The sequence below is a fragment of the Streptomyces sp. NPDC001220 genome (genome assembly GCF_053597895.1).
Window position 1 is genome coordinate 150,613 of sequence record NZ_JBSFJE010000009.1, and the last position, 25,340, is coordinate 175,952.

The window sequence follows — 25,340 nt, forward strand, 5'->3', positions numbered from 1 at the left end:
CCTGTTCGGGGCGGGAGGGAGGCAATCCAGGTGGGGGGAGCGGGTGTTGGTCATACGGCTTCCCGCGGTGTGGCGTGGGCCGTGATCCACTCCATGGCGCTGCGGATCGTCGTGCGGCACTCGGCAGCCGACAGTCCCGTCGACTCCCCCGCCGCCTGGATTGCCTCTTCGACCGTGTGCCGGGGGATGTGTCCCCAGGCCACGAACCGGGCCACCTTGCACGCGCTCTCGTGCAGCGTGTTGTTTCGCCCCTTGTCTCCGCCCTCGGTGGCCGCGGCCACGACCGCGCATTCACGCTCCAGCGCAGTGCGCGCGGCCTTGGTGCCGTCCCATACCCGGGTCAGGGCGGGCGCCTGCGCCGGTTTCACCGGCTCGGTGAGCAGTGCGGCCAGCCATCCGGGCAGCGGGGCCACGACAGCGGCTTCCGTGACCTCGTAGGCGCCCTGAGGGGTGGTACTGCCCGCGGCGACGACGTAGCCACCCCAGGCCCGGGTGTCGATGTACGGACCGAGCTTCCTCACGGTGCACTTCAGCCGGACGTTGGGCGGGGTGGTGAAGTACAGGTGTTGTCCCCCGCTGGGAGTCCGCACCCGGTAGGTGAGCGGGAACGGCTCGCCGGCGCGCTCGCAGAGCGCCTTGAACGAAGTGGCGCCGTCAGGCGCTCCTTCTCGCTCTTCCGCCTTCGGCACGTCCAGGTCGACCACGAGCAGCCCGGCCGGGCCGGTCGCGATCCCCACGTTGTACGGGCGGTTGGCCCACGCCGTGTGGATCAGGTCGGGGTCGGTGGTGGCGCGCTGCTCCGGGGTGCGGTGCCCGCCCGCGCACCGGCCCGTGTGGGGGCAGTCGCGTTCGGGGTGACCGGAGGGACGCTTGGCGCCCGGATGCAGCGGGATGACCGGCCAACCACGCTCCGCGGACAGCAGCGCGGCGGCCAACAGGTGCAGGGACTCCAGGGCAACGGTCACGGGCTCGCTCATGCCGCCACCCCCAATGTCGAGGTGAGGGAGGCGAGGAAGGCGCGACCGATCCACTCCATGTACGCCGGGGGCAGCGCCTCGCGCAGGCGGAAGTGGTCGGTGGACCAGTCGATGCCCTTCGCCGCGCGGATCTCGTCCACGGTGGCCTTGCCACCGCCCTTGCCGTACGCGGCGACGTACGGGCCCTCGTGGTACTCGCCGTGACGGTAGCCGCGCACCCGACCCCGGTGCCGCGGGTGCGCCGGCTGCTGAGCGGTCCAGCCCCCGAGTTCGAAGTACCGGTGCATGAGCACGGAGAGGCCGAACTGTTCGCCGCACAGGCGGATGTCCTTGCGGACCTCGGAGCCGGCCACGTTCTCGATCGAGTAGGGCCGGCCCGTGGCTTCCAGCGCGGCGCGCACAGGCCGGATGAGCCGGGGGTAGGTCCGGCCGATCCGCTCGTTGCGTGCCCGGTTGGTGCCCTTGGTCGGGGCTCCCTCTCCCTGGCAGGGCGGGGACACGTGGATGAAGTCGAACTCGTTGCCGTGGGCACGGATGAAGTCGATGACGTCGCCCTGGTGGAACACGTCACCGCAGTAGTCCGGCTGGGCTTCCTTGTCGACGCCGGTGATGTGGACGTTCGGGCCGAACGCACGACGCAGGCCAGCGGTGGCGCCGCCGATGCAGCAGCAGCCGTCCAACACCCGGACGGGATCGGGTAAGGCGTGCGCTCGCAAGATGGTGGGCAGGTGGGTCATGCTGGGTGGTCTCCAGGTCTCTGGGATGGGACTGGACAGCCGGGGCGGGCGCGGATCTTTGGCGAGACGTGCGCCCGCCCCGGGCACAGCTAGAACGGCGGTTCGGCGTCCGCGCCGCCCGCGGCCGAACCGGAGGCCCACGGGTCGCCGTCGCCGGCCGGGCCGGACTGTCCGCCGCGCTTGGCGTTGACGGTCACGGTGGTGAAGCGGACGGACGCGCCGATGTCGTCCACTTCCACGGCGAGCATGGAGCGCTTCTCGCCCTGCTCGTTCGTCCAGTCGTGCTGGCGCATCCGGCCGGTGGCCACGACCCGCGAGCCCTTGCTCATGGATTCGGCGACGTGTTCGGCGAGGGTGCGCCAGGCGGCGCAGCGGTAGAAGGCGGTGGTGCCGTCCTTCCACTGGCTCGTGGTGCGGTCGAAGCTGCGCGGGGTGACGGCGATGGTGAACTTGGCGAGGGCGGCGCCGCCTTCGGTGAACTTCAGCTCTGGGTCGTCGGTCAGGTTGCCGACGAGGGTGATGGGGGTTTCTCCGAACGACATGCTGTCTCCTGATTCAGGGGTTAGGCGGCTTCGGCGGGGCGGGCGAAGGTGGCGTACTGGTTGGGGGTGATCAGGCCGGTGTCGCGCCATTCGGCGAGCAGATCGGCTTGTCCGTCGAGGACGGTGCACTTGGCGCACAACCTGCCGGCCGGGCGTCGCCGGGTGCGTTCGCCCGGCGGGCGCTGCCCCCACTTGCAGGCGGGCAGTCCAGCCGTCTCGGCTTCACCTTCCAGCTCTCGCAGGGGCTTGGTGGCGTGGGGGTAGAAGAACTCGATCTCATCGAGTTCGCCGGGCTTGGCGAAGGCTCCGCACAGGCACTCCCCGGACATGTGCAGGTGAACGGTGACTTCGTTCAGCGGCAGCGCGTTGGGGGTGCACAGCATGTGGTCGGCGTGCTGGTGCGGGAGCGTGCAGCGGTGCCGGTTGCGGTATTCGCGCATGTGGGCATCGGTCCAGTGCACGATCGGGGAGACCCAGATCAGGGCGCCCTCACGGTCGACCTCTTCGGCGTTGCGGAACCGGCGGTCGGTCTCGGCCCACCGCATGCCGCCCAGGTAGACAAGATTGCGGCTCCGGCCGTGGCGGCCGATGATCTGCCCGCGCAGCCGTTGCAACGGCTCGTCCTTCAACCTGCGGTACATCACGGAGTGCCCGGCCGGGCCGGGGAAGCCCTTCCACACCTGCCGGCCGATGTTCTTGCCTCGCGTGGACAGCACGTTGCCGAGCACGAGATCCCGGTAGGAATGCCGAGGGTGCAGCTCATGCAGAGGCAGGTTCCAGGCGCCGACGACGTCCCGGACGTGCTGGGTGGTCTCAGGGACGCCGGTTCCGGTGTTGACGTGAGCGATCGCATCGACGCGGTGGCGGAAGAGGTGGTTGACGATGACGGAGTCGTTGCCGCCGGAGAAGAGCCCGACCGTGGCCACGACCGGGAATGCGGCCAAGACTCGGTCGAAAATCGCGAACGAGCGGGTGATCGCCTCATCCAAGGTCATGGCCTCCAGATCGGCCTCTGCCTTGGGTGGCTTCTTGGGGAGCAGGGAGGGCATGCCGGGGAACATGTCTCCGGCTAACTGCCGCTTGGCGTTACGGCTGGTCACGCGGGCCTCACCTTCGATCGGATCGAGGTCAGTTGTGGAGTTCGTTGCGGTTGCGGGCGATCAGCCCGTACGCGGGCGCAGTGATCGTGTTGGTCTCCTGCCGGACCGGCCCGCTGTAGTGGTGGTGGGTCTCGGTGTGGACGTCCCTGAGGGCGCGCAGCGCGGATCCGACCGCGGCGACGATCCCGGCCACTCCGGCGATGGGCAGGGTGACGAACAGGACCGAGGTGAGGGTGACGGCAGCGAAGCCCTGGCAGGCGAGCCAGATCCCGCACCCGATCCCGACACAGGTGGCGCCGACGCCGATGCCGGCCACGGCGGTGCCCGCGGCCCACTCGGGGACGATCCGGTGGTCGGGCTGCGGGACGGGCGGGGTGGTGCCGTGGGCGGGCACGGTGGTGGTGTCCCGGTAGGCGGTGGGTATCTGTTCGACGGGTCGGTAGGCGTCGGCGATGATCCGGCGGGCTTCGGCGTTGGCCTCTTCGTCGGTCATCCGCGCGTACCGGTTGTGCGGGTCGGGGGTGCTCTCGGAGGTGGTGTTGGGGTGCACAACGGGGTCCCTTCAAGCGGGATACGTGTGACGCTGGGTGATTGATCTAGTGGGGCGTACTGGGTAGCGGGTAGTGGGGTCCCCAGTGGGGGATGCCTGTTCACAGCACCTGTGCGCCCCAGTAGGGGCCTTTACCGGGTAATTGGGCGTTCCCCACTACCCACTACTCAGTAGCGCTGCGTACGGGCGTTCAGGCGTGATCGGGGTGGACGTAGACCGAGTGCGGTCCGTTGTCCCGGTAGGCCAACTGACCCCGGTCCACGGCGGCCTGAAGTGCGGCGCGGACGGTCTTGCGGTCCTTACCAACCAGTTCGGCGACAGCGGACGGCTTCATGCCGTCCGCCCCGGTCGCCTTGATGGCCTCCAGCACCTCCGGCAGCCATGCCGGACCCTGCTCGCGCTCGCCTCGCAGGGCCGACAGGTTCAGCCCATCCGGCGCGGCCGGCGGGGCGTCCTCGGTCGGGGTGTGCGGGTCGGGGGCGGTGGCGAACTGGGCGTCGATCTCCGCACGGAAGCGGGCCAGCATCTCATCCTCGGGCGATGCCGGGCCCTGCTCCTGCTCGCGCAGCGCGGACAGGTGCAGCCCCCCGGCTCCCTCGGTGCCGGGGGTGTCGTGCGCGTCGGGGATGTCCCGCATCCACGCGATGCGTTCGGTGTCCCAGCGCCGCATGTAGGCGGGCCCGGCGGCCTTGGCCGACACGTCATCGAGCCACGGGCGTCGGTCCGAGGTGGCGGCGATGATCTCCCGGATCTGGTTGGGCAGGATCCGCCACGCCTTGAACAGGGCGGCCGGCGACTCGGGGGTGCCCATGAATCCGGCGCCCTTGTGAGGGGCCTGTTCCACGCGCAGCCCGCGGCGGCCGGGGAACATCTTGGACAGGTCCATGCCCTCGGTCTCGCCGCCGGTCAGGGCAACGCGCACCTTGCCCTCACGGCGGATCATCAGGTTACCCAGCACGCTGCCGGTGGCCCCAAGCGCGGTGAGCACGGTGCGGATGCCCATGGCGCGCAGCATCCGGATGACTTCCAGGATCTTCTTCGCGAGCTGCTTCATCTGCCGGTCGCTGCTGACCAGGATCTCCGCACCCTCATCGATGACCAGCATGATCTGCGGAATCCGCGAGCTGATCGGCAGAAGGTCCGTGTTCGCCCTGGCGAGCAGGTCCTGATAGGCCCGCTTGCGGTGCAGCCCGATGGCGAGCGCAGCATCGAGCATCAGCATGGCTTCCTCATGCGAGGCGGCCAGCCAGTCGACGCCGGGACGGACCGGCTTGCCGTCCGCGGAGGTCAGCTCGCCGTTCAGGGCGGGCAGCACCCATGGCAGGCCCGCGCTGCCGGCGTTGAGGTCGATCACCCACGTGAGCACGTCATCGGCGCGGGCGAACCCGGCCAGGATGTCGTGGACCATGTTCGTCTTGCCCGAACCGGTCGGACCGACCACCAGCGCGCACTGTTCGCGCAGGTAGGCGCGGACTACCTCACCGTTGGTGCGTACCCCCCACGGCAGGCCTGTGAGGATGGACAGGCGGCCGTAGTCGTCGGGGTAGGGGCAGTCGTCCCCCAGGACGTTGACCGTGGTCACGTCGAGGATGGTGCGGCCCTGGTGGATACCGGGGGTGGCGGCGGCGGTGCAGCCGTGCGGCAGCTTGGCATCCGCGGACAGTGCCACCGCGTACTGCGCGATGCGGTCGTAGGTGATCCCGCCCTGCGGCTCCAGGTCCAGGGAGTAGCCGGTTGCGGTCGGCCACATCTCGACCGCGAGGACGCGCACGGTGATGTTGCAGATCCGCCCGATCCGCTCCACCCACTCCGCGGCGATCGCGCGGCGCTCCGCGGAGAGTTCCGCGGCGATCTGCCGCTGTTCCGCGGCGATGGCCTCCTCCTCGCGCGCCTCTTCGTAGAGGTTGGTGGAGCGGGTGGCGGCGCCGAACCCGACGCCGATCGTGGCCAACGAGCCGAGCGCAGCCCACGTCAGCGGCCCGTGCGTCATGGCCCACGTGGTCCATCCGGCGCCGACGAGCCAGGAGGCGGCGCGGGTGGCGAGGGTGCGGCCGGCGTTGCGCACGCGTAGCCCGGCGATGGTGTGTCCGAGGACGCCGGCGGCGCCGACTGCGAGGGCCCAGGCGGGGGGCATGTGAGTGGCGGCGCCGGTGGTGGCGATGGCGAAGGCTCCGGTGGTCGCGGACAGGGCGCCGGTCACGGGTCCGTGACCGGCGGTCCAGTCCAGCACCGGGCCACTGCTGTGCTGCTTCTTGGCGGTGGCGGTGCTGCTCATCTCAGACGTTCCAGCCCTTCTCTGCCTCGGTGCCGTTGCGGGGGTCCTCATGGCGGGCGATGTCCTGCTCATGGACCTGCCGGAACAGCGGACCCATGTCCTCCGCGACCGCAACGGCACTCATCAGGGCGCCGAAGATGTCGTTGAAGCTGTCCGCGACTTCCTTCTCCAGCGGGAACTCACTGTCGGAGCGCTCCGCGAGGATCTTCATGACGTTGGCCACGCTGGTCAGCGCGGCCGGGAGCCCTTCGACCATGGCGAGGATCTCCATGGCGTTCTCGGGCTGGTAGGCGTTGGCCGCCTGCTCCATCTCCTCAGCGGCCTCTTCGAACCGGAAACCGGACACGTACTCTCCTTCACTCACCTCGGGGATCGTGCTGGTGGGAACGTCGACGGCCGGGCGCTCGACCTGCTCGCCCAGCCCGTCCGTGCCGTCCTGTTCGGCCTCCGCATCCACGGCGGCCTCCTGCTCGCGCTGGGTCTGGCGGGCGGCTTCGTCCCGCTGCGCGCGCTGCTCGCCGGCCGTCCGCACCATCCGCCGGAACAGGCGGCGGCCGGGGTGCATCAGAGCGGGGATGCGGAGCTTGCGGCCGATCCACGTGGACACACAGCCCAGCAGCCCGACCGGCAGCGCCAGCAACGCGGCGAGCAGACGGCGGCCGTGGAAGCGGGCCGCGGACCTGCGCAACGCCTGCCGCGCAGCCTTACGCGCGGGAGCTTTACGGACCTGCGCCCGCTGCCCGGCGACCGTCCCGGCGTTCCTGGCGTCATGGCTCGCACGCTGCCGGGCCACCGCCGCATCCCGCACTGCGCGGGCCTTACGGACCGTCGCAGCGGTCAGGCGGCCGGTCAGACCGGGCCGCTTACCCGAACGGATCTTGTGGGCGGGGGTGTTGGGGTTGCGGCGGGCGTCGGCGACCGCACGGCGCGCGCTGGTGGTCTGCGCCCGCTGCCCCGCCCGAGAGCCGGCAGCGGCTTTCTGCGCCGCCCGCAGTGCCTTGACCTGCCCAACCCGCCCCGCGGCCGTACTGCCCGTGGCGTGCTTGGACGCGTGACGGCCGGCGTTGCGGGGTGTGTTTCCGCTGGTGGCAGTGCTGCCGTGGCGGGCGGGGCTACCGGCGCCACCAGCGCTACGGCGGTGCTGGCCGGGCACCGTGCCCAACCGTCCACCGGAGCGACCAGCGCGTAAACCGGACGAACGGCTGCCCGAGAGGCTGGTGCCGTTGCTGCGCAGCCCGGCGGTTCGGGCGGCGGAACGGCCGGCGGCGCGGGCCGCGGCCCGACGCACCTCGCGGCGGGAGTTGGGCTTGCGGGAGCGACTGGCGGCGATCGCGCCGAGGACGACCATGCCGGTAGCGGCGACCGCCGCGGCGATCGGCCCACCAACCAGGGACGCGGCGGCGACCGCGCCGATCGTGCTGTTCGCCCCGGTGAACGCGAGGGGGACGACCGGCCAGCCGCCGGGCGTGTGCTCCACCTCCTTCCCACCCTGCCCCGCGGTGGACGCGGTGTCGGGCGGCGGGGGCGGTGCGGGGGCAACCTCGACGGCTACCGGCTCAGTGCTGAGGTCCGTCATGCTGTGAGCACTCCTTAAGGGGAGTAGGGCCCGGCCGAGGCTGTAGGAGGCGATTGGCCGGGCCTGCCGAATCAGGCGGGAATGCGCTGTTCAGAGGCTGCGGTGCGGGTGCTGGGCAGCGATCTCCTGCCAACGCCTGTTCTCCGCGCTGTCCGCGCGGGTCAGGCTCACCCGGAAGTCACAGCCGGGCCGCGTGCAGCGGTGAGTCGTGATCGACCACGCGTCGATCAGCCGGAAGAACAGGCTGGAGAAGGTGGCCAGACAGGACAGGCAGCAGGCCGCGAGCAGGGCGAGCGGCACACCGTAAGCGGCCAGCCGTACGCCGATGGCTGCGGCCAGCACCGCGCTGGCGGCGCCGACGACCAGCAGGACGGTGCGGCGACGGGACGTGGGTTGACGGTTCACCAGGGAAGTTCCCTTCCAGGTCAACAGGGTTGAAGGTGGCCCCGCGGTTACGGCGGGGCCCGTGGGGGTGTGGTCAGCTCGTCGGGTCTGCCGTGTGGGTCTGCGAGGGTGCCGCTCGCCGGGGGCTTGCCGGGTCTGCTTCACTGGTGCGGTCGACTGCTCCGGCAGTCGCAACGAAGGCCAGCCCACTAGTCCTGGGCTGGCCTTCATTGATGTGTGCCGGACGCTCGGTTAGGACTGTGCGTCTTCCGCGTCGATCAGTGCGGCGTACGCCTTGCGCACCCGCTCTTCCTTCGCGGAGAACCCGGCCGCGCGGTAGGCGGTCAGGGCCTTGCGGTAGGACAGCGGCGGATTGTCGGAATGCCGCAACCACCGCAGCACGACCGTGAGCTGTTCCTCGCTCAGCGGCTCACCCGGCTCCGGCGTTGCGACGCCGGCCACGGCCGCGACTTCGGCGAGCCCGGTCAGGTCGGGCGGGGTGTGTCCCGCATCCTGCGGAGCGGTGAGTTCACCGGCCGGGGACACGGGGGCGACCTGCGGGGACACGGGGGACACACTGTCCTGTGTCCACTGCCCCAGCACACGGGCCAAATCGTCGTCCGAGAACAGCGCGGGAATCTCCTGCGGGTCGCCGTCGACGGGGTGTTCGGTGGTGAGCTTGGTCAGTTCCGCGGCTGCTTCGTGGCGGACCTTCTGGGCCTGGCCGCGGGCCTTGCGCTCCTCGCGCTCCAGCACGGCGGCGGTCTTGTGTCGGTCGGCCTTGGCGCGGGTGACGGCTCGGCCGATGGCCACCTGATCGCGTGTGGCGCTGCGCACCGCGTCGATCTGCTGCTGCGCTCCCGAAGAGATCCGGGTGGACTCCCGTTCCACCGCCATGATGAGCGTGGCTTTCGCGGCGGCTGGGACGACGGCGCCGATGACGGCGATGGCGGGGGTGGCGTACATCAGGCCGTGGGTGAACAGCACCCCGACCGAGGTCACCAGGAACACCCAGCCGAGGACGGCGGGCAGGGTGCCCTTGGAGCCCTGGCGGCGGTGCGCGGTCTCCATGGCCAGCGCGTACAGCCATACCGCGTCGTAGATTCCGGCCACGGTCATGGCGAGCGCGGGCGGCGCCTGTCGGGAGAGGATCTCCCCCACGGCGTAGACGGTCCACCCGAGGGACATGCCGGTCAGGGCGACCGGCAGGCTCCAGTGAGCTGCCTTCCGCACCACGTGCTTGGCTTCCATGTTCTTCTCTCCGTTTCTACTGGTCGGGGTAGGCGCAGGGGACGCAGACGCCGAGGGATCGGGGGATGACGTATCCGGCGTCGGTGCGGCACTGCGGGCAGGTCCGGCGGGCGCGCATCGCGCACTCCAGCGCCCGCCGCTTGGCCGGCGTCATCGGCCGGACCGGCAGCGCCTTGTCGAGCCGGTACAGGTAGGCGACCAGCGGACCGCGCCGGTAGCGCGGGCGCAGGATCTGCCCGGCGACCGGCTGCCCGCCGGGGCGCAGCCCGCGGGCCCGTAACTGCCGGCGGGTGGCCAGTCCGTCCGGGGCGTAGCGCCAGGGGTAGGTGGGGATCCCGTGCCGGGCGCCGTTCGGGTCGAAGCACTTGCCCCACGCGGCCATCAGGCCGCAGTCCCCTGACGCGCCGGACGACGGCGGGCCGGACGGGGCAGCGGGACCACGTTGAACAGTTCCGGGTGAGCGTCGACCACCTGCGCGGCCAACCGGATCAAGTCGTCCGGCGTGCTGCCGTAGTCGGGGTCGGTCAGGATGTCGCGGGCCGCGTCCAGACGGGCCGCACGCTCCAACTCGCTCTCGCCCTCGACTCCGAGCCAGAGTTCGACGGGGGTGCCGAGGGCGAGTTCGAGGAAATCCTGTGGGCTGTCGGCCCGGTGGCCGGACACGAAAGCATGCATGGGAGCTCCCAGCTCGAAGGAAAGGAAGAGGGCCGGAGACCGCGGCGAAGCCGACGGCGATCGATCCGGCGTAGGCGGCCGGCGCCGCGAGCGCGGCGGGCCACAGTGCCCCGGCCGGGAGTCGAACCCGGCCTGCGACCATCGGGGCCGGTTGAACTCAGTGACGGCGGGCCTGTTCGGCGTCGAAGTCGGACTTGGTGCAGCCCTGCTCCTGCGCATCCTGCATCGCGTCGTTGGCGGCCTGAAGTGCGCCGAGGGCCTGCGAGCTGCCGATACCCCAGTTGTTCACCGCCTGCGCGGCGACCGTCCCGGCGTCGACGGCGCGAGCAGCGGCCTGTTCCTTGGACATGGTTCCTCCGGATCCTTGTGGATTCGAGCCGTACAGCAGCACTACGGCGCTAGCGGGGCTGTTCGGTCAGATGCGCCGCGTCCTCATAGGCGGTGCGGATCTCCTGCTGCTGCCAGGCCCGCTCAGCCGCGGCCGGCGCCGGGTCCTGCCGGCCGAGGTCGGACGCCCACGCGTCCGCGCTCGCCTCCAAGTGCCAGGCCGCCGGATCAGTCGCCATCAGCACACCCCCACGTACACGGGGCATCCGGCCGTGCGAGCGGCCGGGTAGGGGTGCGGGCCACGCGGACGCGGCGGCAGCGGGTCCTTCGTCTTCTCGTGCTCGGAGTCGGCCATCAACGGCCGCCCCGAGTACGGGCGTTGTCCTGGCTCTGCTTGTTCGCGTCCGCGTTCTTCCGGGACAGTTCGTCCCGCTCCGCGTCTGTCAGACTGGTGATCACAGGTTGCCTCCAACCAGGCGCCTGTACGCGGTCCCTCGGGTCGCACCCCGGGGGACCGCTTCGGGCCGGACTGTCCGGCTCCCCCCGCCCCGCCCGTAGAACCGGCGCACCCAAGTGCGAGCCGGACGGGCGAGGAGAGGCAACCGGCCGCAACGGAAGCCGCTGCGATGCCAGGAAGAGACGGACCGGCAAGTCGTTCAGGCGCCGCCGGCCGGTCCACACGGCGGCGCCTAGGTATGTCGTCGGCCCACGCCGACCTCCCGCAGGTAGCAGGGACACGGCTTCACCGGCGCTCCGTTGCCACGGATCGCCGGCCCCGAGCCGGGAAATTCGGGTGCGTCATCGTCACTGCTCTGACGCCAGCAGGCGGCTTGCACGAATGGGTCTGGTGCAGGTTGGCGTGCCGCCGACGACATCACCCGGTCGTCGCGGGGGCGGTCTCACTCTTGCCGCCACGTGCGTTGAGGCCCCGCTGTACTTCCCCACACCCGGGATCGGGTGGCGCCGGCCAGGCGCGTAGGGAGAGCCGATGTCCGTCACGGCGGTTTGCCCCCGGACCCTCGCCCTAGGCACCTACCGAGACCGCCGACTCGCGTCAGCCCCGCACGATCACTATTCAGTTCTCAAAGATCGGATTGCGTCTTGCACACACCACGGCCGCTGAAGGCTCGTTCATCTGGTGCGCACCAGTAGATTGCATCTGGTGCGCACCAGAGTCAAGGGCTCTCGCTGCTCCGGAAGTGCAGTTGCCTGTCGCGGCGCATCTCAAGGAGACCGTTTGAGGTGGGGGAGTCGGTAGCCAACAGGGCTTAACTCTCGTCTTGTTAACCCCTGTTGACCTGCGGTGATGTGAGGCATCCTGGGACGGTCAGTGGGTGGACGTATCGCCGGACGGTGGTCTGTGAGCACAGGACTAAGAAGTGCGCGAACGGCGCGAGGTTGGTCTCAGGAGCGACTGGTTCGCGAGATCGAGCAATACGCTCGACGGCACGTCACCGACGTTGCCTCAAGCGCGAGTTTGCGGGTGTACGTCTCCGAGTGGGAGAACGGGAAGCGCAGTGTCTCGGACCGCTACGCGGCGATCCTGCGCCAACTCCTCGGGGTCACGGACGCGGAGTTGAGAGGTGGTGCGCCCGCAGCAGCGGTGCCCGTGGCTGACGGATACGACGAACTGCTGGTCAGGATCGACTCCGCCAGCAGCGTCGGTACGTCCATGGTGAAGGCGTTCAACGACCAGACCGAACTACTGCGCACCATGGATCGTGAGTTGGGCGCGTCCGGCCTTGTTGACCAGATGACGGGCCACCTTGCTCGCCTCGAAGACGCGCTGAACTTCGCAGTGCTGCCAATTACGCGTCGGCCCGTGGCCCTCGCTTTGGCCGGAGCGTCAACCCTGGCCGCGTGGCAAGCGATCGACTCGGGTGCCGTTGAACGTGCCTGGCGACACTACGAATTGGCCAAGCGGGCAGCACGCGACGCTGAGGCCCCGATGTACCTGGCTCACGCCATGGCAGAACAGGCGTACGTGCTCTGCGAGGCCGGCCGACCGGCGCTCGGCGTCGACCTGGTCCGTGACGCGCAACGCAGTCTTGGCCAGGACGGGTCCCCCCGTCTTCGGGCATGGCTGTACGCCGCTGAAGCAGAGCTGTGCGCCCACGTCCCGGGAATGGCGGACGACAGCCGACGTGCGCTCGAAGCAGCCATGGCGAGCATCCCGCCAGGTACCGAGGATCGAGACCCGGATATGTTGAGCATTTTCCTCAACGAGGCCCACTTGACTCGATGGCAGGGCAACGTCCTTGCCCTACTGGGTGACGACGACGCGGTGACCAGTCTCTACGACGCACTCAAAACCGTTGACCCTACGTTCGTGCGGGCACAGGCGGGACTTCATACCGATCTCGCCCAAGCTCACCTCACGCGAGCGGAATACGACGACGCGAACTCTCACATGAGGAAGGCGCGGCTGTTGGCGAGCCGCACTGGTTCGGTGCGGCAGCGCCGTCGTGTCGACCTGCTCAGTGCGCGACTGTGACGCCCTGCCTGCCGCGACTTGCGAGGATGTGCAGCAGCGCTACGAGGGTGCCGGAACCCATAAGCTCACCGCGAGCCATGAGCCCCGGTACGTCGGCCAATGGAACCCACTCGATGTGTCCGGCCTCTTCGAGATCCGTCGGTGAGCCGACCTGTTCAGCACCGTGACCTACGAAGATCTCGTGAGGCGAGTCGACCATGCCGACCATGGGCTGATAGGTGACGACGTGTTCCAGTGACTTTGGCCGCCATCCCGTCTCTTCCTCGACTTCACGGACAGCCGTGTCTGCAGGGTCCTCGCCTTCGTCCACGATGCCGCCAGGGAGCTCCCAACCGAACTTCTGTGGCACGAAGCGGTACCGCCACATCATGAGCACGCGGTCTTGGTTATCCAGCACCGCCGTGACGGCGACGTGGTGCAGTTTCACTACGTGATGCTCGAACCGCTCCACGCCGGGGGGCTCCACGTCCCAGAGCTGGAGTTTGACCCATTGATTGTCGTAGAGATCGCGCTCGCCGTGGATGCGCCACGGCTCTAGCCCTTCAGGGGGCTTCACGCTGACTCCCCCGGGCACGCGGTACGAGCTGCGCCCCCGAACCTCCAACGAGCCTTCGGTAACGAGGCGAGCGAGCACCTGCCGGAGCGCAGTCCTACCAATGCCGAGTTCCTCGACCAACGCACGTTCCGAGGGGAATTTGTCGCCGGGGGCGTACTCGCCTGCGACGAGACGCGCCCGAAGCGTCTCGTAGACCTTGGTCGTCTTCGGTCCCATCCGCGGAGTTCTCTCCGTTCTCACGTGGTGCGTACCAGCGTAGCGGCCCACCGCCACCGTTCCTCCCGGCCTGGTTTGTCCGCGAAGTCCCGGTGACGGCCATCGCGTCACGGTCGTTCGCTCTCGCGCGCCGACTCTGGCCCATCAGTTCCCAACGCGCCGGGTGCTCGCTCCACCTGTTTGGTACCCCTTCGCGAGCGTTCGAAATACTTAGCGCCTAATCAATTAACGCCATCCAAGATTTTCCATACGTGGTAGTAGGCTCCTCCGCTTGCCCCCAGGGCAGCACGCCACGAATTCTCATTCGTAGCTCCTAGGCGTCGGCGAGCCTCGCCGAGAGAAGCTTGCCGCTCACCGAAGACTGCTGATGCCATTTTAGGAGCAGCGGATCTTGGAACTCCAAGAAGTCTCATTGAGATTTCTTGCTCATTGGCAACTCCATAAAACGCATACGAGGGCACGTTGCGTAGCTCGCGCTGCCGGTCTTCAGTTAGATTGTTGAAGCTATCGCCGATAGTCATCGATTGTAGAGCTGATAGCCCCCAAGCGACCGTTGGCGCCATCTGGCCAAATAGGCGTTGGCAGCACTTCGTGACGGCCGCAAGGTTACTATCTCCATCACGTTTGAAGTAGGTCGAGGCCAGAGTTGGGATTGATGCTCCGTTGACCCAATCGCGGATCACGCGCGCGATGAAATCTCCGGAACGAGATTCGTAATCAGTAATAATGGGGAGAAGGTTTTCCCTGAGTTCGGGGACTTCAAGCATTACCCCCACAAGTTTAGATAGTGGGCGAGCGCTTCCCTCGTACAAGGATTCTTCCCATACCGCTGCGTCAATTTGAGAGTTACTGAGGCGACTCAGTGCACTGGACACGCTTTCCCAAGAGAAACCCGTGCTGTCCACCAAGCTGAGTGGCTTTCCGGTAATCCTCTCTGCGTAATTGCGTACACTGCGAGTTAGTTCTGCAGCCCAAGCTGGAGATTGCGCACGCAGATCTTGGAAACCGAGAGTGCCGCGCAAAATCTGTTCAACTTCGCTGGCAAACTCGCCATGGTCGCCAATCTGCCGATAGGTATGTGCAAGGAATTGAACGAAGGAAGACCAGGTGGGTTGGTAGGAAAGCTGGTGAAGGTTCAGCGTTCCATACTGCAGAATTGCTTCCCGCACCATCTCGATCAATGTGCTGTTTAGATCCGCGACCTTCCGGTCAATGAAAGTGCGCAGCTTCTGAGCTTTCTCGTTGTCTGCTGCGGCCAGAGCCACAACCCCTACTTGCCCCTGCTCGACGCGCCCTGCCCGGCCAGCGAGATTCCAAAAATCAGGTGCCGGCATGTCTTGACCGTACGGAAACTGATGCGAAGCGAGGACCACATTAGCCACGGGGAAGTTAACGCCTTGCGCAATCGTGGTGGTAGAGACAAGGTGGCCTAGATCTCCGGCCTCCATCAAATATTCGGTGAGCGTCCGAATATCATCCGGCAGTCCGCGGTGATGCACCCCGATGCCCCGCTTCAGCAGGTCGACCAAGGGGAATTCTGATCCGAATTCTTCTGCAACTACAGCAATTACAGAGCGAAGGCTCGCGCTTATGCCTTCAACCTCTTCCCGTCCGCTACCAATCTGCTGTGCGATGGTCCACGCGTAGTCGGGCCTCTGTGCCAGCGTAATCGTCTGCCCGCGAGCTGCTAGCACGCTGGCCGTGGCAGCTGCCAATCTACCCTGCGACTTCGCTGCGGAGCTGGAGAAACCGAGCGGACGATTCCCTCCAATGGGCAGGGCGGAATTTATACTCAAGGTGTTCTTCGAAGTAATCAATGTTCGTAGATTGATGCTGTAGTTTCCTCTTGATCCTGCTTGATGGCAGGCCAGGGCGATCAATCTGTCGTTCGGAGTCCAGTCCAGAGACATCTTGATGGACTGTTGACTAGTGCTATCCAGCCATTTTGCTACGGTATCGCCATTATTGATGAACGGCGTAAGGAGTAGGAATGCGGCATCGCGGGCCTCGCGGTTGATGCCGGCCAACAGTAGTTCTAGTTTGATTCCCCTAGTGGGATCCGAAATGTTGTGAGCCTCATCAACGACAGTCAAGCATAGCGGCCGAGAGATGTCCTCTTGCCAGCCGGACCGAAGAAGCAGGTCTAGCTTTTCTGGTGTAGAAACTAGGACATCGAATGCCGACTCGGTGCGGTTTTTGAGCATCTCGCCCTCAAGGCCGTCGATCTCAAGCGCAGGGCTTACCCGCTCCACATTTATGTTTAGAGGTCCTAGGTCTCTACGGAGTCGACGAGTGATCTGATTGACCAATGCCCGGTTTGGTGCAACGTAAGCGACCCAGCCGCCTTGTTGGCGATATGTGCTCAACGCTTGAAGGATGCGGAATTGGGCGATCAGTGTCTTCCCCGCACTTGTCGGAAGACTAACTACGACCGATCGGAATGCTGATCGAATCAAACCCTGTTCCGCGAGGGCGGCTCGCTGGGGAGGCAGGGCTTCGAATAGAGGTCTATCTGCGCCCCTTGAGACCAGCGAATCGACGAAGGCTGTAATTTCTGGACTCACTGCCCGCGAGACCGTCCAGAGGCTATTGTCGATGATTTGCCCGGCTGTCACGGCAAGTAGACGGACCAGCTCTTCGAGGTCGACGTTCCCCGATTTTATTGCCGCGTCTAGTGATCGATCGAAGTGGGTTTCGACGCGCTCGCGAACGTCGAACCTGCGCTCTCCCCGCACCTCCGTAAGTACGGAGCCCGTCTCTAGGAACTCCGCGACAATTTCGCCGGCCCTGATTGCATGGTAATAGCAGACCAATTCCCAGGCTGCAGGTCTTGAGTCTTGCCCCTCGGCTGCGAGAAACGAGCCTTCAAACTGCTCTTGGTCTCGACGCAGCGAGGAAATTACATTGCTCAGCGCGTCGAGGTCAGCCCAGCCTCGCTTCCGCAGCAGCAGTAGCCAGACATCAATCACTCCATTTACGATGCGTTCTTCCCAGTTGGCGCTGGAGGGAATCTGCAGAGGAAGCTGCATCTCGGCAAGGAGGCGAGCAGCCAACGGAGTTTCGTCAGAGAGCCAGCCCAGACAGGCCGTACGCAGAAGAAAGAGGCGAGATCCTTCAGAGGGACTCGTATCTACCTGTGCGCGAGCCACAGAGAAGGCCTGACCGCAGAGTTTCCTTGCCTCGTCGCTCTTGGGATCGGCCATAAGCGCGTCCCAAGCCAAAAGATCTAGGGATTGCGCCGCGAACTTGGCTTCGCCCTCTTCGGCTTCCGATGCCGTTGGCTCCACTGTGAAACCCTCTGCAAGCACAGGTTTCAGGGCAGAGGTGATCAGGTTCCGATGCGCCCGTTCGTTCACCCTCTCGACGAGGCTACTGTCGAGTGAACCGTCAAGCCAGGAGAGGTCAGGCACTGTTCTCAAGCCCTACGTGAGACGGCCAGCTCGCCATGGTTGCTGGCAGATACCAGGCAGTGAGCAGCGCCTTCATGGGCTCCACGACTGTACGAGCAAGGGCGGCACCACGCACGCTTACGTCCCTCTCGTTTGGGCTGGTGTCTCGAATGAGACACCCTACGAGATGGATGTCCCGTCCCTGCGAATGCACGTACCGTGCGGCGGCAGCCTTGTAGAGGCTCACATGCTCGGGTGTGGAGCATCGAGAGCGAAGCCACCTCATGAGCGTGAAGTGGTCTGCGTCCTTGTCGGTGAGCCGTTCCAGTTGATGGATCAGCCCAGACCGTCCGTACACCACTCCGGGGGGTGCGGCAGCGTCTGAAGAGGACTTGACCTCGCCAAACAACAGCGTTGCTGCGCCGTCTATGACACTGAGACCAACGAGGTCTGCTCCTGGAAGGCTGGCGCGTCTAGTGCGTCGATCTCTGACGGTGTTCCAGACCCAAACGACCGAGTGCCAATGCTCCAACAGAACCTCTGCGAGGGCCTCGCCTACCTCCCACGGCAGCGGTTCAACTTCACTCGCAAGAAGTCCACCCACAGTCTCGATGGCCATGTCCGTAGTGGCGAGCGCGCGCAGCTCCTCGATCATGGCCGCGCTCGACTCTAAGTCACCTACACGTTCCGCCCATGGGCCTGCCTTCAGTTCTTCCATGACGGTCGGAGTCAAACTCACGCCGGACCAGGACACAGCACCGACAGCGCCTGTGTAAGCCGGCTGCCCGTCGCTGATAACCGGCCCTGACGTCTGGCCTGCTGCCATAACGCAGCTCCCCCCTGTGGCGACCACGCTCCCAACGTGGCTGCGCACTCCTCCCCAGAAATCAAGATTGTCGCGGTCCGATGTCCCCATGTCTACAGGGCGTCAGCGACCCTGTGGCTTCATTCGTCCTGCGTCGCGTCACGGACCTCGTATTGCTGCCACGCTGCTGGCTCTGTTGATCGGCCGGGCCCGTAGCCCCGTTCTTGCCAGCGGATCGATGGGCTCACGTGGTCTCAGTCGCGGTCTCAAACGGCCTGAAGTTCAGTGCCGTCCACCGTCGTCTGTAGTACTCCGAGGGCTTGACTGACCAGGTGTGACTCGCGCAGGACGGACGGTCGTGGACGCACCCGGATCAAGATCGGACAACTCGTAATGCGTAGGCTTTGGCCGCTCTCAAGACAACCCGCCAAGTGTCGGTTGGGGTGCGATGGCGCGGAACAGCCGCGCCACGGGCACGACCAGCAACAACCCACGGACAGTATTGAAACCGTCGACGCTTACTTTGGCCTCTCACCTTTCCTCAGCCTCCCTCTTCCAGTGGGCGAGGTTGCTTCGGACGGTGAGGGTGTGGGGGTGGTCGGGGCCCAGGACCCGCAGATAGTCGTCCAGCACTTCGGCGAACGCGGTGGCGGCACCGGCCGGATCCCCCGCCTCCCCCCGCCAGTAGGCGAGGATGCTTCGGGCGGAGAGGGTGTGGGGGTGGTCGGGGCCCAGGACCCGCAGATAGTCGTCCAGCAGTTCGGCGCACGCGGTGGCGGCGCCGGCCGGATCCCCCGCCTCCCCCCGCCAGCGGGCAAGGATGCTTCGGGTGGAGAGGGTGTCAGGGTGGTCGGGGCCCAGGACCCGCAGATAGTCGTCCAGCACTTCGGCGTACGCGGTGGCGGCACCGGCCGGATCCCCCGCCTCCCCCCGCCAGTAGGCGAGGTTGCTTCGGGCGGTGAGGGTGTGGGGGTGGTCGGGGCCCAGGACCCGCAGATAGTCGTCCAGCAGTTCGGCGTACGCGGTGGCGGCGCCGGCCGGATCCCCCGCCTCCCCCCGCCAGTAGGCGAGGTTGCTTCGGGCGGAGAGGGTGTGGGGGTGGTCGGGGCCCAGGACCCGCAGCCGGTCGTCCAGCAGTTCGGCGTACGCGGTGGCGGCACCGGCCGGATCCCCCGCCTCCCCCCGCCAGCGGGCAAGGATGCTTCGGGCGGTGAGGGTGTCAGGGTGGTCGGGGCCCAGGACCCGCAGATAGTCGTCCAGCAGTTCGGCGTACGCGGTGGCGGCGCCGGCCGGATCCCCCGCCTCCCCCCGCCAGTAGGCGAGGTTGCTTCGGGCGGAGAGGGTGTCAAGGTGGTCGGGGCCCAGGACCCGCAGATAGTCGTCCAGCACTTCGGCGAACGCGGTGGCGGCACCGGCCGGATCCCCCGCCTCCCCCCGCCAGCGGGCAAAGTTGCTTCGGGCGGTGAGGGTGTCAGGGTGGTCGGGGCCCAGGACCCGCAGATAGTCGTCCAGCACTTCGGCGCACGCGGTGGCGGCACCGGCCGGATCCCCCGCCTCCCCCCGCCAGTAGGCGAGGTTGCTTCGGGCGAAGAGGATATCAGGGTGGTCGAGGCCGAGCCGGGAAGTCGTTATGCCGGTGAGGTGGTGGAAGTAGTCCCCGGCAGCCGTGACCTGCCCCAGCTCCCCGAGACTTCTGCCGGCGCGATACAGCACGGTGTGTGCCTCAGGCTGAAGGAGCACGTTTTCGGCGTGCGTGGTAAGGGCAGTGGTGTTGGCGCGCAGGGCCTGGCCGAGCGCGGTGTCTCTCTCGATCGTGGGCCAGGCCGCGAGCAGGGCGTCGGCTGCGGTGTGGGCGATCTGGTCGCACTGGTCGAGGGTGAGGGTGTCGCGGACGGCGCGCTGAATAAGCTGGTGGACACGGACCGTCTGGTGCGGATCGGTGCGGGTGTAGTCGACCAGGCTGAGCCGGTACAAGGCCCTCAGCGCCAACTGAACCTGGTCGGGGGTGACCTGGTCGCGACCTGTGGCGGTGGCGAGATGGGCAAGGGCGGGTGAGCTGGTGAGGACGCTGTCGGGGATGCCGTTGGGGTCGAGGAACGCGGCAAGCTGGAGCAGCGGCTGGGCCAGCCCGACGGGCTTGAGGCTGTTGGCGCGTTCGATCGAGACCGCCCAGGCCGCGGCCGCGGTGTGGGTCTGTCCGTCAGGCAGGCTGTCAGGGCTGGCGTCGGCAAGCTTTGTGGCGCGGTTGGCGAGCAGGGCCCGGTAGCCGGCACAGTCAATGCCGGTGTCGATCAGATAGGCGGCGGCCTGGGACAGCGCCAGCGGAAGATGCCCCAGTTCACTGGCCAGAGCAGCGAGTTGCCCGGCGGGTTCGGCGAGGCCGCGCGCGGCCAGTGCAGTGGTGAGGTAGTCCAGGGACTCGTCCTCGGTGAACAGCCCGACCTCGATCAGGCGACGCCCCTCGTTGGTGAGCGCGGCGTCCTTGCGGCGAGTGGTCACCAGCGTCCGGCCGTACGGGCTCGCGGGCGGCCACAGCCCACGCAAATCGGCGGGATCACCGACGTCGTCCAGTACGATCAGCCACCGCCACGGTTGTTCCTGTGGACCGGGTTCCAGACGGGCCAGGAATGCCTGAGCCGCCTGCTCAGGTTCGGAGCCCAGGATCTCGATACCGGCCCGCGCGTACCCGGATGCTGCCTCTGCGGCGTTGCTGGCGGTGATCCACACCAGCACGTCCAGCTCGCCCACCCGCCAGGCGGAGCGGGCGTAGTCGGCGGCCAGTTGGGTCTTGCCGACCCCGCCCATCCCGGCCAGCACCCCACCCGCCAGCACCCCGCCGGCGGAGCCGACTACGGTGGTCCCTCCCCCAGTCAGGGTGGCACGCAGGCGAGCAGCTTCGGCCCGGTCCTGGAAGCAGCCCGCCTTGGACGGGATCACCCCGACCTGATGCGGCAACGTGACCGGAACCCGGGACAGGCCGAAGTAGTTGTTCTGGGTGCCCTTGCCCTGCACCGGGCCGCGGTTCTCGCTGTCCCGGAAATCGATGTGGTCGCGGTCGCCGTTGTCGGGGCGGTCTTCGGTGCCGCTCACTTCGGTGGGCCACCGTGGTTGTTCTGGGTGCCCTTGCCCTGGACCGGCCCGTGAAACGTGCTGTGCCGGAAGTCGATGTGGTCCCCCGCCGCCGCATTCGCCGCGGTGTCCATGGCTTGCAACTGTTCGGCAAGCTGTTCCAGCGCCGCCGCGAACTGGCCGTCCCGCTCGACGGCGTCCTCCAGGGAGTCCGTCAGCCTGCGCCGAGTACGGTCCGTGAGCCCTTCTTGCCCGGCCTCGGCTTCCTCCCTGGCTCGCTCCAGCGCCGGGTCCTGACCGAGCTTGCGGCTGACCAGATCGTGCAACCGCTCCATCCCCGCGTCCAGTCCGCGGTCCACCTCGCCGTCCACCCGTCCCGCCACCCGGCCGGCCTTGCGCACCAACCACGCGAACACGTACCCGACCGCGACCTCAACACCCATCACCCGGCAGCCCCCTCCCAGCACACATGGCATGGCGACCATATAGGCGCAATCGCACCGGCGTCGCCCAGATCGAAAAGGCGAAGGCAGGTGCGCCGCCCGTGCCCCCAAGCAGGGCGCAGACTCTGGGGAGTGACCGGGGAGTGGATCAAGAAAACGACGCTGTCTTACACCCGCCCTACCCGAGGCATACCAAGCCTCTGACCTGCACATTCGCCCAAAGTTCCAGGTCAGCGAGACTCCCGCACGTTATTCGGGACGAAGAGGTCGTGGGTTCAAATCCCGCCACCCCGACGCTGGTCAGAGGGCCTGGTGTGAACATTGCACCAGGCCCTCTGTCGTGCTCGGGGGCCAAACGGGAGGCCGATCGAATTCGATCCGGCCACCGTGCCGCCCCCTCCGGGTCGGGGGGTGCCGTGGCCCGAGAGCGGGGGAACCCGGGTCGGCTGGGCGTCTGTCTCTTGATCATCTTGGTTCGGGTGTTGGCGCCCTCGGTGCGTCCGGCGTCGGCGGCGCGGGTGCCGACTGCGTGCCGGACGCTCCGCCCCACCGCCCAGGTTCCACAAACCCCCTTGCTCACATGTCGGAGGTGAGCACTAGAGTTCGACGTGTTGCGTGATGTTCACAGCAACCGTACAAAGAGCGCGGTCGGCCTCCGCACAACCGGGGCAGTGAAGCCGCGCCGTTCCCGTGGGGGGAATCCAGCAGTGAGAACACGCTCTTTGGTGTCGGCGGCCGTATCCGCCGCGCTGGGCGCCGCGCTCCTCGCCGCGCCCACGCTGGCGTACGGGGCCGACGGCGGCACGCCCGGGCAGGACCCGGCGGCCACCGCGACCACGAACCCGACGCCCGATTCGACGCCGGCGGACACACCCACCGGTGCCCCGTCCGACACGCCTTCGGACACACCCACCGGTGCCCCGTCCGACACTCCTTCGGACACCCCGACCGGTGCCCCGTCCGACACGCCTTCGGACACCCCGACCGGCGCCCCGTCCGAGACTCCTTCGGACACACCGAGCCCGTCCGAGTCGCCCTCCGCCAGCCCGACGCCCGACCCCGGCAGCAGTGCGCCTGCGGACGGTACCGGCGTCCCGGTCTTCGGCGACGTCGGGTCCGATTCTTCCGACGCCGGTTTCCTGACGGTCGCCGTCTCCTCCGACTCCGCGATCACCGAGGTGTCCGCCGAGCTGACCGAGCTGCACGGCGCGGACCCGGTGACCGTCGCGGTCACCGGCTTCACGCTCGTCTCCGGCACGCCGCAGGACGGCGTCTGGCGCTCGCCGCGCATGTCGCAACTGCCTTCGTACGGCAGCTACGACGTGACGGTCAGCGCCCGGGACAGCGATGGCGACAGCACCTCGGCGGCGGACACCACCACCGTGGACGTCGAGCCGAAGCCGGTCTTCGCCGACCGCAGCATCAGCCCCGCCGTGCTGGACGTGGAGCACACGCACGTCACGCTCAGCGGCCGCATCTCGCTCTTCGACCCGATCACCGGCGACACCTCGCCGCTGGCCGGGAAGCCGCTGAGCGTGACGGCCGAGTACGCCTACAGCGCCGTCACCGCCGCCGACGGCAGCTACGCGATCGACGTGGCTCCGCAACTGAACGGCGACAACATCACGTCCGTGCCGGTCTCGCTCTCCTTCTGGATCGCGAACCCCGACGGCACGAACACCTACGTGCTGGTCGACGACAAGACCCTGCCGGTCGTGGTCAGCCCGAGCCGGATTCGGCTGGACCACTCCAGCGTGCAGATCAAGTACGGTGCCAAGGCGTCCTCGTCCGGTGTCGTGGAGTACCTGTACAACGGCACCTGGCACCCGGCCAAGGGCGTCGCGCTCGAGATGAACTACTACGCCAAGGCGACCAGCGGTGCCGACGGGCGCTTCAAGCTCACCTACCCGTACCTGCTGTCCGACGACACCACGTTCACGGTGGAGACCAGTCAGGACAGCTACCTGACCGACCCGTATCTGACCGACTCGAACGCGCGGTTCAAGGTCGACGTCATCAACCGGACGAACATCTGCTTCTGTTCGAGCTGGCTCGACGAGTACTCCGACCTGCACATCCAGGGCAGCATGGGCGCCAGCAACGGCAAGGTGCCGCCGAACCGGAAGCTGTACCTCCAGCAGTCGGCCGACGGCAAGTCCGGTTGGAAGTCGCTCGGCTGGTTCACCGCGAAGTCCGACGGCACCTTCAACCTCGACGCGTACGTGTCGGTGCCGAAGGGCAACTGGCGGCTGTACTCGGCGGGGTCGTCGGACTACCAGTCCGGCTACTCCAACTCCGTGCACTTCAACCGCACCGCCACCAGGATCGCCGGCTTCAACGCCGGCCCCGAGCCGGTGCGCAAGGGCCACACCGTGACCACCACGGGCACCTTGCAGCGGCTCAGCGGCTCGAAGTGGGTGGCGTTCGGCAAGCAGCGCGTCTACATCCTCTTCCAGGCCAAGGGCAAGAAGTCCTGGACGCAGTTGGGCTCCGTCAAGGCCGACTCGCATGGCCGCTTCACGGCCCGCTTCACCGCGAAGCAGGACGGCACCTGGGTCGGGGTCTACCTCGCGTCCGGCTCCTACGTGGACGCCGAGAGTTACCACGACTACGTGGACGTGCGCTGACCAGCCTTCTCTGACGACCACCGCGAAGGGCGCGCCGGGAACCCCCGGGGCGCCCTTCGCCATGTGCGGCCGCTCGGCCACCCGCCACCGGGCGCTGCGCCTCCATCCGGTCCGTATCCGGGTGGACTGGGAGGGCGACGCCCGGCCGAGGGGCCCGGCCGGCCTCTGCCGTGCCCGGGGGCCGGGCAGGGGGCCGGAAGGGGCCGGACAGGGGGCCAAGCGGATTTGATCAGGCTCCGGGATCGCCGTGGCTAGGTGCGGGCCTGTCCGGCGGCGGGATGTGCGGCTGCGCGGGGTGCGGTCATGTCGAGCAGGATCACGGCGTCGTGGTCGGGGGTGCCGGGTTCGGCGACGTAGATGCCCAGGCGGTGGCCGGGGGTGCCTTCGAGTTGCATGCCCTGGAAGGCGAGGGTGATCTCGCCGACCTGCGGGTGGTGGAAGGTCTTCGGTTTCTGGGCGTGGCCGGCGCGGGCGACGTCGTAGCGGTCCCAGAGTTTGGCGAAGTCGGGGCTCTTCAGGAGGAGTTCGCCGATGAGGCCGGCCAGGTCGGGAGCGTCGGGGTCGGTGCCGGCCAGGGCGCGGAGACGGGCGACGCAGCCGCGGATCTGGGTGCTCCAGTCGGTGTACAGGTCCCGGGCCTGGGGGTGGAGGAAGAGGTAGCGGGCGAGGTTGCGCTGCCGCGGGGGCCACTGCTCGACGCCGGCGTACAGCGCGAGCGCGCCCGGGTTGGCGGCGAGCAGGTCAAGGGTGCGGCTGGTGACGTAGGCCGGACTCGGCCGCAGGTTCTCCAGCAGTAGCTTGACCTTGGGGCTCACGGTGCGGCCGGGGGCGGCCGGGGGCACCGGCGGGTGGTGGGCGGCGCGGACGGCGAGGTCGCGAAGGTGGCGCTGTTCGTCCTCGTCCAGTTTGAGGGCGCGTCCGAGGGCCTCGACGACGGCCAGGCTGGGGCGGGTCTCCCGGCCGCGTTCCAGCCTGGTGTAGTAGTCGATGCTCACCCCGGCCAGCGCGGCGACCTCCTCGCGGCGCAGCCCGGGGGTGCGGCGCACACCGGTCCCGGGGGTGAAGCCGACCTCGGCCGGGGTGATCTGGGTGCGCCGCGCTCGCAGGAACCGCCCCAGTTCCGTACCGCCGCCATTCTGCTGCTGACGTTCGGATGCCATGGCACCAGTGTGGCCCGCGCGCAGCACGCCTGCCGGGGGCCAGGGGGGCCGCGCCACACCCCCCTTCGCACTCCCCGGAACGGCTCGCCCTGCCGCCTGATCGTCGCACCGGGCACGGTGTGGGCAGGGAGCAGGTCACCGACGACACCGATCGGGTGCCGCGCACCCCTACCCCGCTGATCCCCCC

The 25,340-nt window shown here is 67.9% G+C and carries 21 protein-coding genes; 2 read left to right on the plus strand and 19 right to left on the minus strand.

Features of this window, described 5'->3' with window-relative positions:
• Positions 1–50: 50 nt before the first annotated feature.
• From ACWDGI_RS22475 to ACWDGI_RS22535, 13 genes are all read right to left on the minus strand, one after another.
• Entirely contained in the window at positions 51–977 is a 927-nt protein-coding gene (locus ACWDGI_RS22475) for a bifunctional DNA primase/polymerase (protein ID WP_450761610.1), read from the minus strand.
• On the minus strand, positions 974–1,714 hold the full coding sequence (locus ACWDGI_RS22480; protein ID WP_450761612.1) for a DNA methylase: 741 nt from the start codon (positions 1,712–1,714) through the stop codon (positions 974–976). The genes ACWDGI_RS22475 and ACWDGI_RS22480 overlap by 4 nt, the downstream gene beginning before the upstream one ends.
• An 89-nt stretch (positions 1,715–1,803) precedes the next feature.
• Positions 1,804–2,256 carry a single-stranded DNA-binding protein gene (ssb, locus tag ACWDGI_RS22485; RefSeq protein WP_450761614.1) on the minus strand — a complete coding sequence of 151 codons (453 nt, stop codon included), beginning with the start codon at positions 2,254–2,256 and terminating at the stop codon, positions 1,804–1,806.
• A 20-nt stretch (positions 2,257–2,276) separates the two neighbouring features.
• Positions 2,277–3,356, minus strand: a complete 1,080-nt coding sequence (locus tag ACWDGI_RS22490) for a phosphoadenosine phosphosulfate reductase domain-containing protein (RefSeq protein ID WP_450761616.1) — start codon at positions 3,354–3,356, stop codon at positions 2,277–2,279.
• A gap of 28 nt (positions 3,357–3,384) precedes the next feature.
• The gene (locus ACWDGI_RS22495; protein ID WP_450761618.1) at positions 3,385–3,906 is read right to left on the minus strand and encodes a hypothetical protein; all 522 of its coding nucleotides are present in this window, start codon (positions 3,904–3,906) and stop codon (positions 3,385–3,387) included.
• Positions 3,907–4,096: 190 nt separating this feature from the next.
• On the minus strand, positions 4,097–6,181 hold the full coding sequence (locus ACWDGI_RS22500) for a hypothetical protein (protein ID WP_450761619.1): 2,085 nt from the start codon (positions 6,179–6,181) through the stop codon (positions 4,097–4,099).
• Position 6,182: 1 nt separating this feature from the next.
• On the minus strand, positions 6,183–7,757 hold the full coding sequence (locus tag ACWDGI_RS22505) for a hypothetical protein (RefSeq protein ID WP_450761621.1): 1,575 nt from the start codon (positions 7,755–7,757) through the stop codon (positions 6,183–6,185).
• A gap of 90 nt (positions 7,758–7,847) precedes the next feature.
• Positions 7,848–8,162 carry a hypothetical protein gene (locus tag ACWDGI_RS22510; protein WP_450761623.1) on the minus strand — a complete coding sequence of 105 codons (315 nt, stop codon included), beginning with the start codon at positions 8,160–8,162 and terminating at the stop codon, positions 7,848–7,850.
• Between the two features lie 231 nt (positions 8,163–8,393).
• Positions 8,394–9,392: a hypothetical protein gene (locus ACWDGI_RS22515; RefSeq protein ID WP_450761625.1), complete on the minus strand. Its 999-nt coding sequence runs from the start codon at positions 9,390–9,392 to the stop codon at positions 8,394–8,396.
• A gap of 16 nt (positions 9,393–9,408) precedes the next feature.
• Entirely contained in the window at positions 9,409–9,777 is a 369-nt protein-coding gene (locus tag ACWDGI_RS22520) for an RRQRL motif-containing zinc-binding protein (protein ID WP_450761993.1), read from the minus strand.
• A complete protein-coding gene (locus ACWDGI_RS22525; RefSeq protein ID WP_450761627.1) occupies positions 9,774–10,067 on the minus strand; it encodes a hypothetical protein in 294 nt (97 codons plus the stop codon). Before ACWDGI_RS22525 ends, ACWDGI_RS22520 begins: the two co-directional genes overlap by 4 nt.
• A 157-nt stretch (positions 10,068–10,224) precedes the next feature.
• Entirely contained in the window at positions 10,225–10,416 is a 192-nt protein-coding gene (locus tag ACWDGI_RS22530; protein ID WP_450761629.1) for a hypothetical protein, read from the minus strand.
• 49 nt (positions 10,417–10,465) lie between these two features.
• Positions 10,466–10,633 (minus strand): hypothetical protein, encoded by a 168-nt coding sequence (locus tag ACWDGI_RS22535; protein WP_450761631.1) that lies wholly within the window; start codon positions 10,631–10,633, stop codon positions 10,466–10,468.
• Positions 10,634–11,877: 1,244 nt separating this feature from the next.
• Here ACWDGI_RS22535 and ACWDGI_RS22540 point away from each other — a divergent pair.
• Positions 11,878–12,888, plus strand: coding sequence for an XRE family transcriptional regulator (locus ACWDGI_RS22540; protein WP_450761633.1), 1,011 nt, complete (start codon positions 11,878–11,880; stop codon positions 12,886–12,888).
• Here the strand turns inward: ACWDGI_RS22540 and ACWDGI_RS22545 are convergent.
• The 5 genes from ACWDGI_RS22545 to ACWDGI_RS22565 all read right to left on the minus strand — a co-directional run bounded on the left by ACWDGI_RS22545 (position 12,872) and on the right by ACWDGI_RS22565 (position 21,366).
• Entirely contained in the window at positions 12,872–13,660 is a 789-nt protein-coding gene (locus tag ACWDGI_RS22545) for an NUDIX domain-containing protein (RefSeq protein WP_450761635.1), read from the minus strand. The genes ACWDGI_RS22540 and ACWDGI_RS22545 overlap by 17 nt on opposite strands.
• Before the next feature lie 221 nt (positions 13,661–13,881).
• A complete protein-coding gene (locus tag ACWDGI_RS22550) occupies positions 13,882–16,968 on the minus strand; it encodes a DEAD/DEAH box helicase (RefSeq protein WP_450761637.1) in 3,087 nt (1,028 codons plus the stop codon).
• Positions 16,969–17,062: 94 nt separating this feature from the next.
• On the minus strand, positions 17,063–17,704 hold the full coding sequence (locus tag ACWDGI_RS22555; RefSeq protein WP_450761639.1) for a hypothetical protein: 642 nt from the start codon (positions 17,702–17,704) through the stop codon (positions 17,063–17,065).
• Between the two features lie 681 nt (positions 17,705–18,385).
• Entirely contained in the window at positions 18,386–20,944 is a 2,559-nt protein-coding gene (locus ACWDGI_RS22560; protein WP_450761641.1) for a tetratricopeptide repeat protein, read from the minus strand.
• Positions 20,941–21,366: a hypothetical protein gene (locus ACWDGI_RS22565; protein ID WP_450761643.1), complete on the minus strand. Its 426-nt coding sequence runs from the start codon at positions 21,364–21,366 to the stop codon at positions 20,941–20,943. Before ACWDGI_RS22565 ends, ACWDGI_RS22560 begins: the two co-directional genes overlap by 4 nt.
• A gap of 707 nt (positions 21,367–22,073) precedes the next feature.
• Here ACWDGI_RS22565 and ACWDGI_RS22570 point away from each other — a divergent pair.
• Entirely contained in the window at positions 22,074–23,993 is a 1,920-nt protein-coding gene (locus ACWDGI_RS22570) for a hypothetical protein (protein ID WP_450761645.1), read from the plus strand.
• Between the two features lie 251 nt (positions 23,994–24,244).
• On the opposite strand, the gene ACWDGI_RS22575 is transcribed toward ACWDGI_RS22570, so the two are convergent.
• Complete coding sequence (locus tag ACWDGI_RS22575) at positions 24,245–25,153, minus strand: helix-turn-helix transcriptional regulator (protein ID WP_450761647.1); 909 nt, start codon at positions 25,151–25,153, stop codon at positions 24,245–24,247.
• Positions 25,154–25,340: the final 187 nt, after the last annotated feature.

Bases quoted from the DNA above. Each gene is read 5' to 3' on its own strand.
- ACWDGI_RS22500 (WP_450761619.1), bottom strand. From the start codon at position 6,181: ATGAGCAGCACCGCCACCGCCAAGAAGCAGCACAGCAGTGGCCCGGTG.
- ACWDGI_RS22480 (WP_450761612.1), bottom strand. From the start codon at position 1,714: ATGACCCACCTGCCCACCATCTTGCGAGCGCACGCCTTACCCGATCCC.
- ACWDGI_RS22565 (WP_450761643.1), bottom strand. From the start codon at position 21,366: ATGGGTGTTGAGGTCGCGGTCGGGTACGTGTTCGCGTGGTTGGTGCGC.
- ACWDGI_RS22505 (WP_450761621.1), bottom strand. From the start codon at position 7,757: ATGACGGACCTCAGCACTGAGCCGGTAGCCGTCGAGGTTGCCCCCGCA.
- ACWDGI_RS22515 (WP_450761625.1), bottom strand. From the start codon at position 9,392: ATGGAAGCCAAGCACGTGGTGCGGAAGGCAGCTCACTGGAGCCTGCCG.
- ACWDGI_RS22530 (WP_450761629.1), bottom strand. From the start codon at position 10,416: ATGTCCAAGGAACAGGCCGCTGCTCGCGCCGTCGACGCCGGGACGGTC.
- ACWDGI_RS22575 (WP_450761647.1), bottom strand. From the start codon at position 25,153: ATGGCATCCGAACGTCAGCAGCAGAATGGCGGCGGTACGGAACTGGGG.
- ACWDGI_RS22475 (WP_450761610.1), bottom strand. From the start codon at position 977: ATGAGCGAGCCCGTGACCGTTGCCCTGGAGTCCCTGCACCTGTTGGCC.
- ACWDGI_RS22555 (WP_450761639.1), bottom strand. From the start codon at position 17,704: ATGATCGAGGAGCTGCGCGCGCTCGCCACTACGGACATGGCCATCGAG.
- ACWDGI_RS22525 (WP_450761627.1), bottom strand. From the start codon at position 10,067: ATGCATGCTTTCGTGTCCGGCCACCGGGCCGACAGCCCACAGGATTTC.
- ssb (WP_450761614.1), bottom strand. From the start codon at position 2,256: ATGTCGTTCGGAGAAACCCCCATCACCCTCGTCGGCAACCTGACCGAC.
- ACWDGI_RS22535 (WP_450761631.1), bottom strand. From the start codon at position 10,633: ATGGCGACTGATCCGGCGGCCTGGCACTTGGAGGCGAGCGCGGACGCG.
- ACWDGI_RS22545 (WP_450761635.1), bottom strand. From the start codon at position 13,660: ATGGGACCGAAGACGACCAAGGTCTACGAGACGCTTCGGGCGCGTCTC.